The organism is Brevundimonas sp. KM4, assembly GCF_000964075.1.
GTDB classification, from domain to species: Bacteria; Pseudomonadota; Alphaproteobacteria; order Caulobacterales; family Caulobacteraceae; genus Brevundimonas; species Brevundimonas huaxiensis.
On record NZ_JZRG01000005.1, the window covers coordinates 22,439 to 36,893 of the forward strand.

18 protein-coding genes are annotated in these 14,455 nt (G+C 68.5%); 17 read left to right on the forward strand and 1 reads right to left on the reverse strand.

Features of this window, described 5'->3' with window-relative positions:
- Positions 1-44: 44 nt before the first annotated feature.
- The 12 genes from ruvC (at position 45) to VH88_RS01610 (ending at position 7,979) form a co-directional block, all read left to right on the forward strand.
- Positions 45-563, forward strand: a complete 519-nt coding sequence (ruvC, locus tag VH88_RS01555) for a crossover junction endodeoxyribonuclease RuvC (RefSeq protein WP_045809695.1) — start codon at positions 45-47, stop codon at positions 561-563.
- Entirely contained in the window at positions 560-1,177 is a 618-nt protein-coding gene (gene ruvA, locus VH88_RS01560) for a Holliday junction branch migration protein RuvA (protein ID WP_045809696.1), read from the forward strand. The genes ruvC and ruvA overlap by 4 nt, the downstream gene beginning before the upstream one ends.
- Positions 1,178-1,370: 193 nt before the next feature.
- A complete protein-coding gene (gene ruvB, locus VH88_RS01565) occupies positions 1,371-2,402 on the forward strand; it encodes a Holliday junction branch migration DNA helicase RuvB (protein WP_045809697.1) in 1,032 nt (343 codons plus the stop codon).
- Positions 2,399-2,668 carry a BrnT family toxin gene (locus VH88_RS01570; protein ID WP_045809698.1) on the forward strand — a complete coding sequence of 90 codons (270 nt, stop codon included), beginning with the start codon at positions 2,399-2,401 and terminating at the stop codon, positions 2,666-2,668. The genes ruvB and VH88_RS01570 overlap by 4 nt, the downstream gene beginning before the upstream one ends.
- A complete protein-coding gene (locus tag VH88_RS01575) occupies positions 2,661-2,936 on the forward strand; it encodes a BrnA antitoxin family protein (RefSeq protein ID WP_052689450.1) in 276 nt (91 codons plus the stop codon). Before VH88_RS01570 ends, VH88_RS01575 begins: the two co-directional genes overlap by 8 nt.
- A gap of 68 nt (positions 2,937-3,004) precedes the next feature.
- A complete protein-coding gene (locus VH88_RS01580) occupies positions 3,005-4,471 on the forward strand; it encodes an alpha/beta hydrolase (RefSeq protein WP_045809699.1) in 1,467 nt (488 codons plus the stop codon).
- Positions 4,472-4,476: 5 nt separating this feature from the next.
- The gene (locus VH88_RS01585) at positions 4,477-4,845 is read left to right on the forward strand and encodes a hypothetical protein (RefSeq protein WP_045809700.1); all 369 of its coding nucleotides are present in this window, start codon (positions 4,477-4,479) and stop codon (positions 4,843-4,845) included.
- Positions 4,842-5,705 (forward strand): hypothetical protein, encoded by an 864-nt coding sequence (locus tag VH88_RS01590; RefSeq protein WP_045809701.1) that lies wholly within the window; start codon positions 4,842-4,844, stop codon positions 5,703-5,705. Before VH88_RS01585 ends, VH88_RS01590 begins: the two co-directional genes overlap by 4 nt.
- A 5-nt stretch (positions 5,706-5,710) precedes the next feature.
- Positions 5,711-6,169, forward strand: a complete 459-nt coding sequence (gene ybgC, locus VH88_RS01595; protein ID WP_045809878.1) for a tol-pal system-associated acyl-CoA thioesterase — start codon at positions 5,711-5,713, stop codon at positions 6,167-6,169.
- Between the two features lie 26 nt (positions 6,170-6,195).
- Positions 6,196-6,630, forward strand: a complete 435-nt coding sequence (locus VH88_RS01600; protein ID WP_045809702.1) for a hypothetical protein — start codon at positions 6,196-6,198, stop codon at positions 6,628-6,630.
- A gap of 140 nt (positions 6,631-6,770) precedes the next feature.
- Positions 6,771-7,523 (forward strand): protein TolQ, encoded by a 753-nt coding sequence (gene tolQ / locus VH88_RS01605; protein WP_045809703.1) that lies wholly within the window; start codon positions 6,771-6,773, stop codon positions 7,521-7,523.
- A 3-nt stretch (positions 7,524-7,526) separates the two neighbouring features.
- Complete coding sequence (locus VH88_RS01610; protein ID WP_045809704.1) at positions 7,527-7,979, forward strand: ExbD/TolR family protein; 453 nt, start codon at positions 7,527-7,529, stop codon at positions 7,977-7,979.
- Here the strand turns inward: VH88_RS01610 and VH88_RS15330 are convergent.
- A complete protein-coding gene (locus VH88_RS15330) occupies positions 7,954-8,460 on the reverse strand; it encodes a hypothetical protein (protein ID WP_052689451.1) in 507 nt (168 codons plus the stop codon). The two genes, VH88_RS01610 and VH88_RS15330, sit on opposite strands and share 26 nt — an antisense overlap.
- Before the next feature lie 522 nt (positions 8,461-8,982).
- Here VH88_RS15330 and tolB point away from each other — a divergent pair.
- The 5 genes from tolB (at position 8,983) to VH88_RS01640 (ending at position 14,451) form a co-directional block, all read left to right on the forward strand.
- Positions 8,983-10,359: a Tol-Pal system beta propeller repeat protein TolB gene (gene tolB, locus VH88_RS01620; RefSeq protein ID WP_045809705.1), complete on the forward strand. Its 1,377-nt coding sequence runs from the start codon at positions 8,983-8,985 to the stop codon at positions 10,357-10,359.
- Positions 10,360-10,498: 139 nt separating this feature from the next.
- On the forward strand, positions 10,499-11,062 hold the full coding sequence (pal, locus tag VH88_RS01625) for a peptidoglycan-associated lipoprotein Pal (RefSeq protein WP_039246161.1): 564 nt from the start codon (positions 10,499-10,501) through the stop codon (positions 11,060-11,062).
- 127 nt (positions 11,063-11,189) lie between these two features.
- A complete protein-coding gene (locus tag VH88_RS01630) occupies positions 11,190-12,329 on the forward strand; it encodes a DUF3667 domain-containing protein (protein WP_045809706.1) in 1,140 nt (379 codons plus the stop codon).
- Positions 12,330-12,370: 41 nt separating this feature from the next.
- Positions 12,371-13,216 carry a tol-pal system protein gene (locus tag VH88_RS01635; protein ID WP_045809707.1) on the forward strand — a complete coding sequence of 282 codons (846 nt, stop codon included), beginning with the start codon at positions 12,371-12,373 and terminating at the stop codon, positions 13,214-13,216.
- Positions 13,217-13,332: 116 nt separating this feature from the next.
- Positions 13,333-14,451: an ATP-binding protein gene (locus VH88_RS01640; protein WP_052689452.1), complete on the forward strand. Its 1,119-nt coding sequence runs from the start codon at positions 13,333-13,335 to the stop codon at positions 14,449-14,451.
- Positions 14,452-14,455: the final 4 nt, after the last annotated feature.

A 14,455-nucleotide genomic window follows, 5' to 3' on the forward strand; every position in this document is an offset into this window, starting at 1 on the left:
GCGTTCATTGCCCGATAACCCTCTTTGCGGCATGAGGGGAACGGATGGCGAACGAACCTGTCAGTATCATCGGCCTGGACCCCGGTCTGCGACGCACCGGATGGGGGGTGATCGCCTCGGACGGCGCGCGCCTGCGCTGGATCGCGCACGGGGTGGTGGCCCCGCCCGAGACCGCGCCGTTCAGCGAGCGGCTGCTGCATCTGTTCGAGGCGCTGGCAACGATCTGCGCCGAACACGGCTGCGAGGAGGCGGCGGTGGAAGAGGTCTTCGTCAATGTGAACCCGTCCTCGACGCTGAAGCTGGGTCATGCGCGGGCAGCGGTGATGCTGGCGCCGGCCAAGGCGGGTCTGACGGTGGCGGAATATTCGCCGAACCTGATCAAGAAGGCGGTGGTGGGCGCAGGCCATGCCGACAAGAGCCAGATCGCCTTCATGGTCAAACGGCTGCTGCCGACCGCGGGCGACGTGAAGGCGGATGCGGCCGACGCCCTGGCCGTCGCGATCACCCATGCGCAACTCAGGAAGCGGTCCCTGCTGGAAGCGATGCACCGGGGGACGGCGTGATCGGGCGGTTGAGAGGCGTGCTGGCCGAGGTCGGGGAGGCGGAATGCCTGATCGACTGCGCGGGCGTGGGCTATGTCGTGTCGTGCGGGGCGCGGACGCTGGGGCGACTGCCGGCGCCGGGCGACGAGGCGACGGTGCATGTCCATTCCCAGTGGAGCGAAGATGCGGGGCCGCGCCTGTATGGATTTCTGACGCGCGACGAGCGGCGGGCCTTCACGACCCTGCTGGCCATTCAGGGCGTGGGGCCCAAGGCGGCGCTGGCGGTGCTGGACGTTCTGCCGCCCGGCGAACTGGCGTCAGCGGTGGCGCGCGAGGACAAGGCGGCGGTGGCGCGGGCCAACGGCGTGGGGCCCAAGCTGGCGTTGCGGATCGTGACCGAGCTGAAGGGCAAGGCCTTGGGCGACGCCACCTTTGCGCCTGTCGCACCCGGCATGCACGTCGAGATCGCACCGCCCGTTTCGTCCATCACCGGCGAGGCCGTGTCGGCCCTGCTTGGACTGGGCGTCGCCGAGGTCAATGCGCGCCGGGCCGTGGATCAGGCGTTGATCCGTCTGGGCGAAGAGGCGGAGCTGTCGGCGGTGATCCGCGCGGCGCTGCAGGAGTTGGGGCGGTGATTGGAAGGGAGTGGCGAGTGGCGAGTGGCGAGTGGCGAGACGTGAGAAGTGCTAGTGAGCAAGAGGTGAACTGCGGCGCGTCTGCGGTCTTCCGGATCCGCTCACCCCTGCGCTCACTTCCCGGCTCACTCTTCACTCTTCACTCGCCACTCGCCACTCGCCACTCAACAGCCACTCGCCACTCGGGCCAGCCATGACCCGCGTCATCTCCCCCGAGGCCGAGACCGGCGAAGCCTTCGATCGCGCGCTGCGGCCGCAGACCTTGTCGGAATTCGTCGGCCAGTCGCAGGCCAAGGGCAATCTGAAAGTCTTCATCGATGCGGCGCGCGGGCGGGCCGAGGCGCTGGACCATGTGCTGCTGTTCGGACCGCCGGGACTGGGCAAGACGACGCTGGCGCAGATCGTGTCGCGCGAGCTGGGCGTGGGGTTCAGGGCGACCTCGGGACCGATCCTGGCCAAGGCGGGCGATCTGGCGGCGATCCTGACCAACCTTGAGCCGCGCGACGTCCTGTTCATCGACGAGATCCACCGCTTGAGCCCCCAGGTCGAGGAGATTCTGTATCCGGCCATGGAGGATCATGTGCTGGACCTGATCATCGGCGAGGGGCCGTCGGCGCGCTCGGTGCGAATCGACTTGGCGCCGTTCACGCTGGTGGGGGCGACGACGCGGGCGGGCCTGCTGGCCACGCCGTTGCGCGACCGGTTCGGCATTCCGCTGCGACTGGAGTTCTACACCCCCGACGAACTGACGGCGGTGGTGCGCGGCACGGCGCGCAAGATGGGCGCAGCCATCGACGAGGCGGGCGCGCGCGAGATCGCGTCGCGGGCGCGCGGCACCCCGCGCATCGCCGGGCGCCTGCTGCGCCGGGTGCGGGATTTCGCCTCGGCGGAAGGGGCCGAGACGATCTCGAAACTGGTGGCGGCGCGGGCCCTGGCGCGGCTGGAAGTGGACGAGGCCGGGCTGGACAGCCTGGACCGGCGCTTCCTGAAGGCGTTGATCGAGAACTATGGCGGCGGGCCGGTCGGGATGGACACCCTGGCGGCCGCCATCGCCGAGGCGCGCGACGCGGTCGAGGACGTGATCGAACCCTATCTGCTGCAACAGGGCTTCATCATGCGCACCCCGCGCGGCCGCATGGCCTGCGCCAAGGCCTATGCGCATCTGGGCCTCAGCGCGCCGACGCAACCCGCCGCCGGACCCGTGCCGGGCGACCTGTTCGAATGAAAGACGGCCTTTTCGAATATGATCCTGAAAAGGATGCAGCCAACAGGCTGAAGCACGGGCTGTCGCTGGAGGTCGCGCGTCGCATCGATTGGAACCACGTCACGGTCATACCGGACAGGCGTCACGACTATCAGGAGCCTCGGTACCAGATTTATGGTAAGGTGCTGGATAGGCTGCATGTGTTGATCGTCACGCCGAGAGGCGGCGTGTTGAGGATCATCAGCCTCAGAAAGGCTAATCGGCGCGAGGTAATCCAATATGGCTGATCCCAAGGACGACTGGCTGAACCCGGATCATTATGATGACGTCGATATCGACGATCCCGAGAACCCTGAACTAACCGAGGCGGATTTCGCCAAAGGGCGGCCGTTCCGGGACGTGTTCCCCGATATGTTCGCCAAATTGACATCGCAGGCCGTTGCACTCGAACTCTCTCCCGAGACCATCGCAGCCTTCGCCGAGGAAGGCGACGACTGGAAAGAGCGGATGGCGGCGACGCTTGCGGCAGCCGCTCAGGCCAAGCGAGCCGCCTAATCTCCGGTAGGCGGTTGCCAAGCGGGGCGGGCGGGGGTTTGCTGGGGGCGAACCGGAGCCGTCGTCCCATGATCCTGCGCACCCTGGCCATGATGGCGTTTGCGGTCGGCCTGACCGGTCTGGCGCCGCCTGCAAGAGCGGCGGCCCCTGTCTTCACCGACAAGGCCTGTCCCGGCGATTGGCCGACGGGTCTGCGCGAGGTGCGGTGCGGGACCCTGACGGTGGACGAGGCGCGCGAAGGCTCGGTCAGCAACCGGCGCATCGACATCGCGGTGGTCATTTTCAAGGCCAGCGCGCCCTACAAGGACGCCTCGGGCCAGGCGCTGCCGCCGATGGTGTTGTTCCACGGCGGGCCGGGCGGGGCCCTGACGCCGGGGGCGGGGCGGATGCTGGCGGCGCTGCGTCGCAATCCAGAAGCCTTTGCGGTGGATCAGGATGTGATCCTGTTCGACCAGCGGGGCGGCGGGGCGAGCAACCCGTCGATGGACTGTCCGGGCGTCGAACTGACCGATGCGGGGCCGCCGTCCGACAAGGACCGCGACGGGCTGATCGCCTGTCTGAAGGGCTATCAGGCGCAAGGGATCGACCTGAACCAGTACAACGCCGCCGCCATCGCCGACGATGTGAAGGACATGGCCCAGGCCCTGGGTCTGGCCAAGATCGATTTGTGGGGCGGATCGTACGGGCCGCGTATCGAGGCGGCGGTGATCACTCATCAGCCCCAGATCGTGCGCGCGGCCGTGATGGACAGCCCCTGGCCGCCAGAGGGCAACTGGGCCGTCGGCACACCTGAACAGGTGTCGGCGGCGGTGAAGATCATCCTGGCCAAGTGCGCGGCCCAGACGGCCTGCGCGGCGCAGCATCCGAACCTTCAGGCGCGGTTCGAGACCGAGGCGCGCAAATGGCTGGCCGGTCCGGTGACAGGCAAGGACCGGCGCACCTTCAACGTCGACGACCTGTCGGCCTTCCTGATGGACACGACCTATAGCGCGGCGGGGGTGCGCAGCCTGCCGGTCGATCTGGACAAGATCATCGCCGGCGACCTGACGCCGGTCGCCGAGATCGCCGAGGACCGGACCTATTATTTCGAGGGCCAGCACATGGCCCATCTGTGCAAGGAAGAACTGCCGTTCGAATCCAAGGCGCGGCTGGCGGCCGGGGCGGCGGGCGATCCGGTGGCTGAGGTGCTGGTCCCGTCGCTGTCGCGGCTGTTCGACGTCTGCGCGGCGGTGGGCGAACGGCCGGCGGCGCCGATCGAGAACCTGCCGGTCCAGACCGACATCCCGACCCTGTTCGTCGCCGCCGAGATCGATCCGAGCTGTCCGCCGCCGCTGACCGAGGCCGCCGCCAAGGGCTATGCGAACAGCCAGGTCGTGATCGTGACCAATGCGACCCACGGCGTCATCAACGCCAGCCCCTGCACGCGCAAGATGGCGCGCGACTTCCTGCGCGATCCGTCCAGGCCGGTGGATCGAACCTGCCTGCCCGCCGCCGACACGCCGCTGGACTTCACCCTGGAAGCGCCCGCCGCATGAGGGTGATGCGCCATCGCAGCCCGCTTCAGCAGCGTCTGATGATCGCGGCGGCGCTGGTTCTGGCCCTGTGCGCGGTCGGCGTCTGGGTGCTGATGCAGCCGGCGAACACCCCGTCGCCCGAGCCCGCCGATCCGCGGGTGATGCGCCAGATCCGCACCCAGGCGGGGCGCGGCGCCGAGCTGCGCTACGCCGAGAACGGCGAAAGGCGATCGGTGTGCGGCTATGTCGGGCGCGTCGCGGGCGGACCGGCGGTGGGCTTCGTCTCCATCCCCAACCGCATCCTGTTCAGCGACGACCCCCTGCCGACCGAGTTCCGCGAAATGCGCCAAAGCTACTGCCCCGGTTTCATGGCCGCGCCGAACCGCCAGCCGTGATCCGTCGTCGGTTGAAGGGGCCAGCACTCGCCCTGATCGCACAGATCACGGCGACGGCGGCGATCAGCCTGCTGGCGATCCGGGCGGCCGGGGCGGGGGCGGCGTCGGTCGTGGTCCAGGGCGCGGCGTTTCTGATCGGGGCCGTGGCGCTGTGGGCGGCGTCGCGGACGGCGCGGCCGGGCCGGGGTTCGAGGCTGATCTCGGCGGCCGCGATCCTGGTCGTCGCCGTCCTGATGCTGACGACGGGCGTGGAGATGCAGGGCGCGCGTCGCTGGCTGGCGCTGGGGCCGGTGCTGATCCATCCCGCCTCGCTGCTGGGCGCGCCGCTGCTCTGGCTCGTGGCGCAGGATGCAGACGATGTGTGGACGGCAGGCGTCGCCGCCCTGGCGATCCTGACGTTCGGCCTCGGCTTCGACGGGGCCGCCAGCCTGGCCTTTGCGGTGGGAACGACCGGGTTGCTGACGGCCGCGAGAAGGTCGTGGAAGACGCTGGCGCCGCTGGCGGCCCTGTCCTGGATTTTGGCGCTCTGGAGCCTGACGCGTCCGGAGGCCCTGCCGCGCGTTCCCCATGTCGAGGATGTCGTGCCGACGGTCTGGGCCGTGGCGCCGGTCCTCGGAGTGGCGGCGGGCCTGGCGTTAGTCGTGCTGTCGGCTCCGTTGCTGTGGATGGGATGGCGCACGCGCGGCGCCAGAGCCGCCGTCGGACTGGCCATGGCCGGCTTCTGGATCGGTCTGTCGGCGGCCAATCTGTTGGGCGCCTATCCGGCGCCGGTGGTGGGATATGGCGCTTCGCCCGTGATCGGATGGCTTGTCGCGGTCGGACTGGCTATGGCGTCTGCACGACGCACGAGGTTTCAGTGACCGCAATCTCCGACCAACCCACCGCCGGCCGTTTCGAAGGGCGCGATCACCTGTTGCCGGTGCGCGTCTATTACGAGGACACCGATTTCACTGGCCTGGTCTATCACGCCAACTATGTGCGCTATTTCGAGCGGGGGCGGTCCGATTTCCTGCGCGCCATCGGGGTGGGGCACGCCGATCTGCTGGAGGAGGCCGAGCCGCTGGCCTTCGTGGTGTCCGAGTTAAATATCAGATATCTGAAGCCCGCGCGGATCGACGACGCCCTGGTGGTGCGCACCGTCTACGAGCAGGTGAAGGGCGTGCGGCTGATCATCCGCCAGAGCGTGGAGCGGGCCGGCGAGGTGTTGTGCCGGGCCGAGGTGACGGCGGTGTGCATCCATCTGGACGGACGGCCGCGACGGCCGTCGAAGGGACTGGTCGAGAAGGTCACGCCGTGGCTGGCGGCCAGTGGAACCGCCGACTAGGATCGCGCCAACGAGGGGGAAACGTCATGGCCGCAGAAACCTACAAAATGTCCGCCAGCGCGGTGATCGTCACGATCCTGCTGTTCGTGCTGCTGATCGGCGGCGGGCTGGTGGGCTGTCCCTATTACAAGGTCTGGGAGCGCAAGATGGCGGGCCAGGCCGAGCTGCAATACCAGCAGGGGGCGCGCCAGGCCCTGATCGCGCAGGCCGCCGCCGAGGACGAGGCGGCGATCAAACGGGCCGAGGCGGCGACGCGCCGGGTCCTGGGCTGGACCGATGCGGCCAAGCGCGGCTGCGCCGAACTGGGCCGGGCGGGCGATCGCCAGTGCGAGGAGCAGCTGCTGAAGGACGCCGCCACCTATTCCATCGCCAAGGAAGGCCACGAGGGCGTCATCATCAGCGTCGGCGCCCCGGTCTCTGTCGCGGTCGATCCGAACGCGCGGCGGACGGCGTCCGAGTAACCTGCCGTTAACCCTTATGACGCGCCTGTCAGATGACGGGCGGACGGGTCGGGGCTAAACGGGCCGGACGCCACACAATGGTCACGTCCGCTCGGTCGAAGAGGGGACGTGACGATCTCGATTCCGCCCGGAGCGCCTGAATGACCACGCCTGTCGACGCCGCGATGATGAACCCGGTCGAGCTGTTCATGACCGCCGACTGGGTGGTCAAGAGCGTGATGATCGGGCTGGCGGCGGCCTCGATCTGGTCGTGGACGATCATCATCGACAAGGCGGTGCGGTTCACGGCGCTGAACAAGCGCGCCGATGAGTTCGAAAAGTCGGTTCAATCGGGCCGGTCGCTGGAAGAGGTGGCGTCGCAGGCGGGACCGGATCCGGACCACGCCCTGCCGCGCATGCTGGTGATCGCCCTGTCGGACTGGCGCGAGGCGCGTCAGCGCGGGGCGCTGAACGAGCACCAGGGCGAGCTGCTGCTGGTGCGGATCGACAAGGCGATGAACAGCCTGATCTCGCGCGAGGGCCAGCGGATCGAGAACGGCCTGGGCGTGCTGTCGGTGGTGGCGACGGCCTCGCCCTTCATCGGCCTGTTCGGCACGGTGTGGGGCATCATGAATGCGTTCGGGCGGATCGCGGCGGCGGGCAACACCAATCTGACCACGGTGGCGCCGGCCATCGCCGAAGCCCTGTTCGCCACGGCCATCGGCCTGGCGGCGGCCATCCCGGCCTATATCGCCTACAACAAGTTTTCGATCGACGCGGGCAAGTTCACGGGGCGCCTGGAAGCCTTCGCCGACGATCTGCAGGCCGCCGTGGCGCGCCGCCTGGGCAGCCCGTCGGCCCCGCCGCCTCCGCCCCCGCCGTCCAGCGACCTCAGCCTGAAGCGGGGCGTCTGAGCCATGGCCCTGGGCGGTGCTGCGAGCGGCGGCGGGCGCCGGGGACGCAGGGGGCGTAAAGGGCCTCTGACCGAGATCAACGTCACGCCCCTGGTGGACGTGATGCTGGTGCTGCTGATCATCTTCATGATCTCGGCGCCCCTGCTGACGGTGGGGGTGCCGGTCGAACTGCCCAAGACCGAGGCCAGCGCAGTCGAGATCAAGTCCGAACCCCTGTCGGTCAGCATCGACCAGCAGGGCGCGATCTTCGTCGGCGACAGCGAGACGGCGTTCGACGTCCTGTCCACGCGCCTGCTGACCGAGGCGGGCGGCGCCGACAAGGCGGCCGAGCGACCGGTGTTCGTGCGGGCCGACGGGCGCGCGCCCTATCAGGCGGTAGCGCGGGTAATGGCGCGGTTGAGCGCCTCGGGCTTCACCAAGCTGAACCTGATCACCGACACGGCGCCGGAGGCCTGAACCCTTTGCGTCGGCCGAGCCCCGCCATCCTCGGATCACTGGCCCTGCACGCCGGGGTGATCGCGCTCGCCTTCGTGACCTTTTCGCACAAGATGGACGAGGACGAGACGCCGCTGGTGGCCTCGGTGCCGGTGACCATCGTGTCGGAAGAGGTGATCCAGGCGGCGCCGGCGGACAATCCGCAGCCCGAACTTTCGCCTGACGACGCCGCAACCGCCCCGGTGCAGCAGCCCGATCCCGTGCCGCCGACGCCGGAACCGACGCCGCCGCAACCCCAGCCGCGCCCGACCCCGACGCCGCCGCGGCCCACGCCGCCGCGCCCGGCGCCGACGCCCACGCCAACGCCGAAGCCCACGCCGACCCCGACGCCGCCGCGTCCGACGCCTCGACCCCAGCCGCCAACGCCTGCGCCGCCGACCAAGGCCCAGCCGACTCCGCGCCCGGCGACGCCCGCGCCCGCCCGCCCGGCGCCCCAGCGCACAGAGCCGAGCCTGGATCTGGACGCCCTAGCCGGACCGACGCGCCCGACCAACAATCGCGGCCGACCGGCGACGGGGCAGCAGGGGGCGGGCGCCGCGTCCCAGGCCACGGGCCCGCAGCTATCCGCGCTTGCTGGTCAAGTAAGCCCGCACTGGAACATCAACTGTGAAATGCCGGGCATGGACAGAATGGTCATCAGGGTGACTGTTCGCTTGACGGCAGATGGAAATATTGTGGGTTCTCCCACTTTGCAGAATCCACAAAGTGATGCGTCGTGGCGTGCAGCATCGGACGCAATGCTCAGAGCATTGCGCGCTGCCTCTCCGTTTAGGGTGCCCGCAGGTTTTCAGGCACAAGAAGTGCCCTTCCGGTTTGAAACCGCTAGAAAATGCGGAAATCGATAGAGGTCAGGTAAAGAGGCCTGTTCCCGACCGAATGTCGCCCCAATCGCCATGAAGCTGGCGGTTGTCATAACGTCCGATGATAAGGGCGAGACTGTCTTTCCAATGCTTGGGAGCAAATTATGCGTCTGAACCTTTTGATGGCATCCGCCGCCGTCGCCCTAGTCGCTGGGCCAGTATCGCTTAATCCCTTAAACGCCCAAGCTGCGCCTCAGAACGCGCAGACGCAGGATGTGGTGGTTGATGACGGCGTGCTGCGTCCCCTTCAGATCGCGGTTGTGCCGTTCGCCGGGACGCACGGGTCGGACATCTCCAATGTGGTCAGCGCCAATCTGAAGCGGTCGGGCTTCTTCGAGCCGCTGAACCCGTCCAGCTTCATCGAGACCGGCCTGACCCTGGCCAATGCGCCGAACTTTCCCCAATGGACCCAGATCGGCGCGCAGGCGGTGCTGTACGGCGGTGTGACGACGCGCGGCGACGGGCGGCTGGACGTCGGCTTCCGGCTTTATGATCCCTATCGCCAGTGCCAGCTGGTCAGCTATCAGTTCACCGCGACCCAGGAGCAATGGCGCCGGATCGCGCACAAGATTTCCGACGTCATCTATCAGCGCATGACCGGCGAGGCCGGCTTCTTCGATTCCCGCGTGATCTTCGTGTCCGAGGAGGGCACGCAACTGAACCGGATCAACCGCCTGACCATCGCCGATCAGGACGGGTTCAACCCGACCTATCTGACGCAGGGCGACGAGGTGATCATGTCGCCGCGCTTCTCGCTGTCGCAGCCGGATGAGATCACCTATGTGGCGCTGGGCAAGGATTACAGCCGCATCTACCTGTATAATCTGACGACCGGCCGGCGCGAGAGCCTGGGCGAGTTCGACGGTCAGGTGCTGGCGCCGCGCTTCTCCAACGACGGCAACAAGATCGCGTTTTCGATCATCCGGGGCGGCAACACCGACGTCTATGTGATGGACCTGCGCAGCCGCCAGATCACGCGCCTGACCAGCGACCCGGGCATCGACACCTCGCCGTCGTTCAGCCCGGACGGCAGCCAGATCGTCTTCACCTCGGACCGTTCAGGTTCGGCGCGCCTGTATGTCATGCGGTCGGACGGATCGGGCCAGCGGCCGATCTCGCGCGGCGGCGGCATCTATACGGCCCCGTCGTGGAGCCCGACCGGCAATCTGATCGCCTTCACCAAACAGGGCGGCGGCCGGTTCTCGACCGGGGTGATGAACGCCGACGGCTCGGGCGAGCGCATCCTGTCGTCCAGCTATTTCGAGGAAGGCCCGAACTGGGCGCCGAACGGTCGTTACGTCATGTTCGCGCGCCAGACGCCGGGCGGCGACACGCGTCTGTGGACCGTGGACCTGTCGGGACGCGTGGTGTCGCAGGCGGGCTATAACGGACGCGGAACCGACCCGGCCTGGTCGCCGCTGCTCGATCGCGGCCCGAGCAATCTGGGCGTGAACCAGGGCGCCGACAGCTGCCCCGCCTAAACGCCGCACCGACACCGTCGGAGCCTTAAAGCTCAACTGTGCGTTATCGCCTCTAGCGTCGAAAAATCGGCCGAGGCAGACAGTAAAGCCAAGCTTGAGGCCCGCCCTTGCCAGAAACGATACGTCAGGAGACGACCCCATGAAGACTTCCCGCATTCTCAAATTGGCGATGGTCGGCTGCGCCGTCGCCGCCATGGCCGCCTGCACCCGAAAGCCCCCGGTCGAGACCGGCGTGCCCGGTCCGAACGACGGCACGACGCAACCGACGGGTCCGGCCTATCCGACCGCGCCCACCGGGCCGGTGACCGGCGGAAACATGGGTTCGGCCGCGCCGGGCACCGAACAGGACTTCGTCGTCAACGTCGGCGACCGCATCTATTTCGACCTGGATTCCTATGAGGTCCGTCCCGAGGCCATGCCGCGCCTGGACGCCCAGGCTCAGTGGCTGCAGCGCTATCCGTCCGTGACGGTCCGCATCGAAGGCAATGCCGACGAACGCGGCACGCGCGAATACAATCTGGCGCTGGGCGCCCGCCGTGCGGAATCGGTGCGCACCTATCTGATCAACCGGGGCATTCCGGCCGGCCGGATCGACACCATCAGCTTCGGCAAGGAACGGCCGATCGCGGAAGGCTCGAACGAAGACGCCTTCGCCCGCAACCGTAACGCCCACACCGCCATCGTCTCGGGCGCGCCGCGCTGACGACCGGCTGATCGGCTGATCTGAAGGAGGCGCCGGCCGCAGGGTCGGCGCCTCTTTTCGTTTCCGCGCTTGTCCTGACGCGGGGCTGGCGGCAGAACCGTCATCACAGGGATCGGGGGATCAGCGGATGGATATCGAAGGGGCGGGCGCCGTCGTCACGGCCGGACTGGTCGCAGGCGCGATTGAAAAGCCGACGGGCAAGGCCGGCGAGGCCCACGCCCACGGCGTCTGTTCCGACTGCGGGGCCGAAACGAGCGGCAACTTCTGCGCAAACTGCGGCCAGCCGACCCACGTCCACCGCAGCCTGCTGCACCTGGGCGAAGAGCTGCTGCACGGGGTCATGCATTTCGACGCCCGGATCTGGCGCACCCTGCCGCTGCTGTGGCTGAACCCCGGCCGGCTGACGCGCGAATGGGTCGAGGGCAAGCGCACGCGCTACGTCTCCCCGCTGGCGATCTTCCTGTTCACCCTGTTCGTGATGTTCTTTGCGCTCAGCTTCATGCCGCACCCGGAATCCAAGACCGAAGGCGCCGAGATGGCCGAACGGATCGCGTCCCAGCGTGTCGGTCTGGCCGAGGCGGAAAAGGCCCTGATCCAGATGCGGGCCGAAAGCGGCGCCCAGCCGGACCCGACGATGCAGATGGCGATCAACGCCGGACAAAAGCTGGTCGATGACCGCCGCGCGGCCCTGGTCCGGCTGGAGACCGAGCAGCGCGACGGTCGCGCCGACGGTCTGAAGCCCGGCAGCTGGCAGGCCGGGATCAAGGACATGGCGACCGAAGAGGCCGGCGAAACCAAGCTGAAAGTCATGGGCAAGGACGCCGAGAAGGAGGGGCACGGCATCGGCGCCACGGTCCTGAAGAAGCTACAGAACCCGGACCTGGCGGTTTATAAGTTCCAGCAGACGGTGTACAAGTTCGCCTTCCTGCTGGTGCCCTTGTCGATCCCGTTCGTGGCCCTGCTGTTCCTATGGAAGCGCGGCTTCACCCTGTACGACCACGGGGTGTTCGTTCTGTATTCGCTGACCTTCATGGCCATGCTGCTGATGCTGATGGTCATCGCCGGAACCTTCTGGGGGACATTCGGCCTGGTGGTGATCAATCTGGCGGCGCTATCGATCCCGGTGCACATGTTCGCCCAGATGAAGGGCGCCTATTCGCTGTCCTGGTTCTCGGCCCTGTGGCGGACGATCGCGCTGTTGGTGTTCTGCAACATCGTGGTCGGCCTGTTCATCGCGGCCATGGTCTATCTGGGGCTGGGCCACTAGCTCGGCCTTGCGGCGGCCCCAAATCGGTGAAAGCTAGACGCATGACCAAGCTCTCGATCTCTCGTGCTCATCTGCTCGCCGCCGCCGCCCTTGGGGGTGTCCTGATCGGAGGCGGCGCGGTCGCCCAGCAGGTCCAGCCCAACATCATGGAGCGGACCGAGTGGGACAATCGCCGCCTGGACCAGCTGGACCGCAATGTGCGCCGTCTGGAGCGGGCGCTGACCCAGAGGAACGCCGTCGGCCAGCCCGTGTTGGTCGAGCCGGACCCCGAGGTGGTGACGCTTCAGGGGCAGTTCGCCCTGATGGACCGACGCCTGGGCGACCTGGAGGCCACGGTGCGCCGGATCAACGGCGACAACGAGCGGCTGACCTTCGAGCTGGACGAGGCCACGCGCGAGAACGAGACGCTGAAGACGCGTCTGGCCGACGCCGAGGGCCGGTTGCAGAAGCTGGAAACCCAGGCCGAACTGAATGCGCCGATCGAGGCGACCTCGCCCACCGGCGACGCGACCCGCGATCTGGCGGCGGCGGTGGCCCTGCTGGCGACCGACAAGCCGCGCGGCGAGCGGGCGCTGGAGACGGTGATCGCGGCCTGGCCCGATACGCCGCAATCGCGTGAGGCCAACTCGCGTCTGGGCGACCTGCGGGTGGCGGCGAACGACAAGGCCGGGGCGGTGCCCTATTACGCCGCCGCGCTGAAGGATTGGCCGCGCATCGGCTGGGCGGCGGATACGACGCTGAAACTGGCCGACGCCCTGTTCGCGACGCAGCGGAAGCCGCAAGGGTGCGCGGCCCTGGCGGAGTTCACGCGCCGCTATGCGCCCGCCGCTTCTGACCCGCAAAAGGCGCGGGCGGCCCAGTTGAAGACGACGGGTTCCTGCGCCTGACGGCTGACCCGGATCTCAGAGCGCGAGCGTTCGCGCGGCTGGATGCGCGACTGACGCGGGACACAGGCCGGCCGCTGGCGCTGGCCCTGTCGGGGGGCGGGGATTCCATCGCTCTGTTGCGGCTGACGACGGAGTGGGCGCGGACGCGCAGGCGTTCGGTGCTGGCCCTGACCGTCGATCATCGGCTGAATGCGGACAGCGGTGGCTGGACCGAGTTTGCGGCCTGGGCGGCGAGGGACGCCGGGGCCGACTGGCGCGGGTTGAGCTGGAACGCGGACAAGCCCGCGGCCGGCCTGACGGCGGCGGCGCGGGCGGCGCGGCATGCACTGATTGCGGATGCGGCGCGCGAGGCGGGGGCGTCGGTCGTCCTGTTCGCCCACACCGCCGACGACATCGCCGAGGCCGATCTGATGCGAAGCGAAGGCTCGACTTTGGGGCGGGTGCGCGAATGGTCGCCGTCTCCGGCCTGGCCCGAGGGTCGAGGCCTGATGCTGTTGCGGCCGCTGCTGGGCGAGCGGCGGCGGGGCTTGCGCGACTGGCTGGCGAGGCAGGGGGGCGACTGGATCGAGGACCCCGCCAACGCCGATCCCCGCTTCGGGCGCAGCCGGGCGCGGCAGGCGCTGGCGGGCGCGGCGCCGCAACCGGTCGAGCAGGCGGCGGCGCAAACCGGGGCGCTACCGATGATCAAGGGCGAGGCCATGGTGCATGTGGACCGTGACGTGGGCGCGCGGGCGCTGGCGGCGGCCCTGGTCTGCGTCGGCGGCGGATCGACGCCGCCTCGTGGCGCGCGGTTGGAAGCCCTGATGGCGCGGCTGAAGGCGGGCGAGGATTTCGCGGCGACCCTGTGCGGGGCGCGGATCGAGGCTGTCGGCGCGGTGGTGCGGCTGATGCGCGAGGCCGGCGAGTTGCGCAGGCGGGACATTTCGCCGCTGGCGCTGAAGCCCGGCGTCGAGGCGGTTTGGGACGGGCGGTTCCTCTTCTGCGCCGATCGTCCAGGCTGGTCTGTGGTTCCGGCGCGGGGGCGGTTGGCCAGTCTGTCGGACGCCGACAGGGCCGAGATCAATCGGTTGCCGGCGGGGACGCGCGGGGCCTGGCCTGTGTTGATCAGGGACGGCGCTGTGGCTCCGGTTCTTGCAGGCGAAGGGGTCGAACGGCGCGGCCTTGTTACGGAACGGCTCAGGCTGGCGCTGGACGAAACGACGCACGAAGACGACCTGATTTCCGCCACCCGATAGCGTA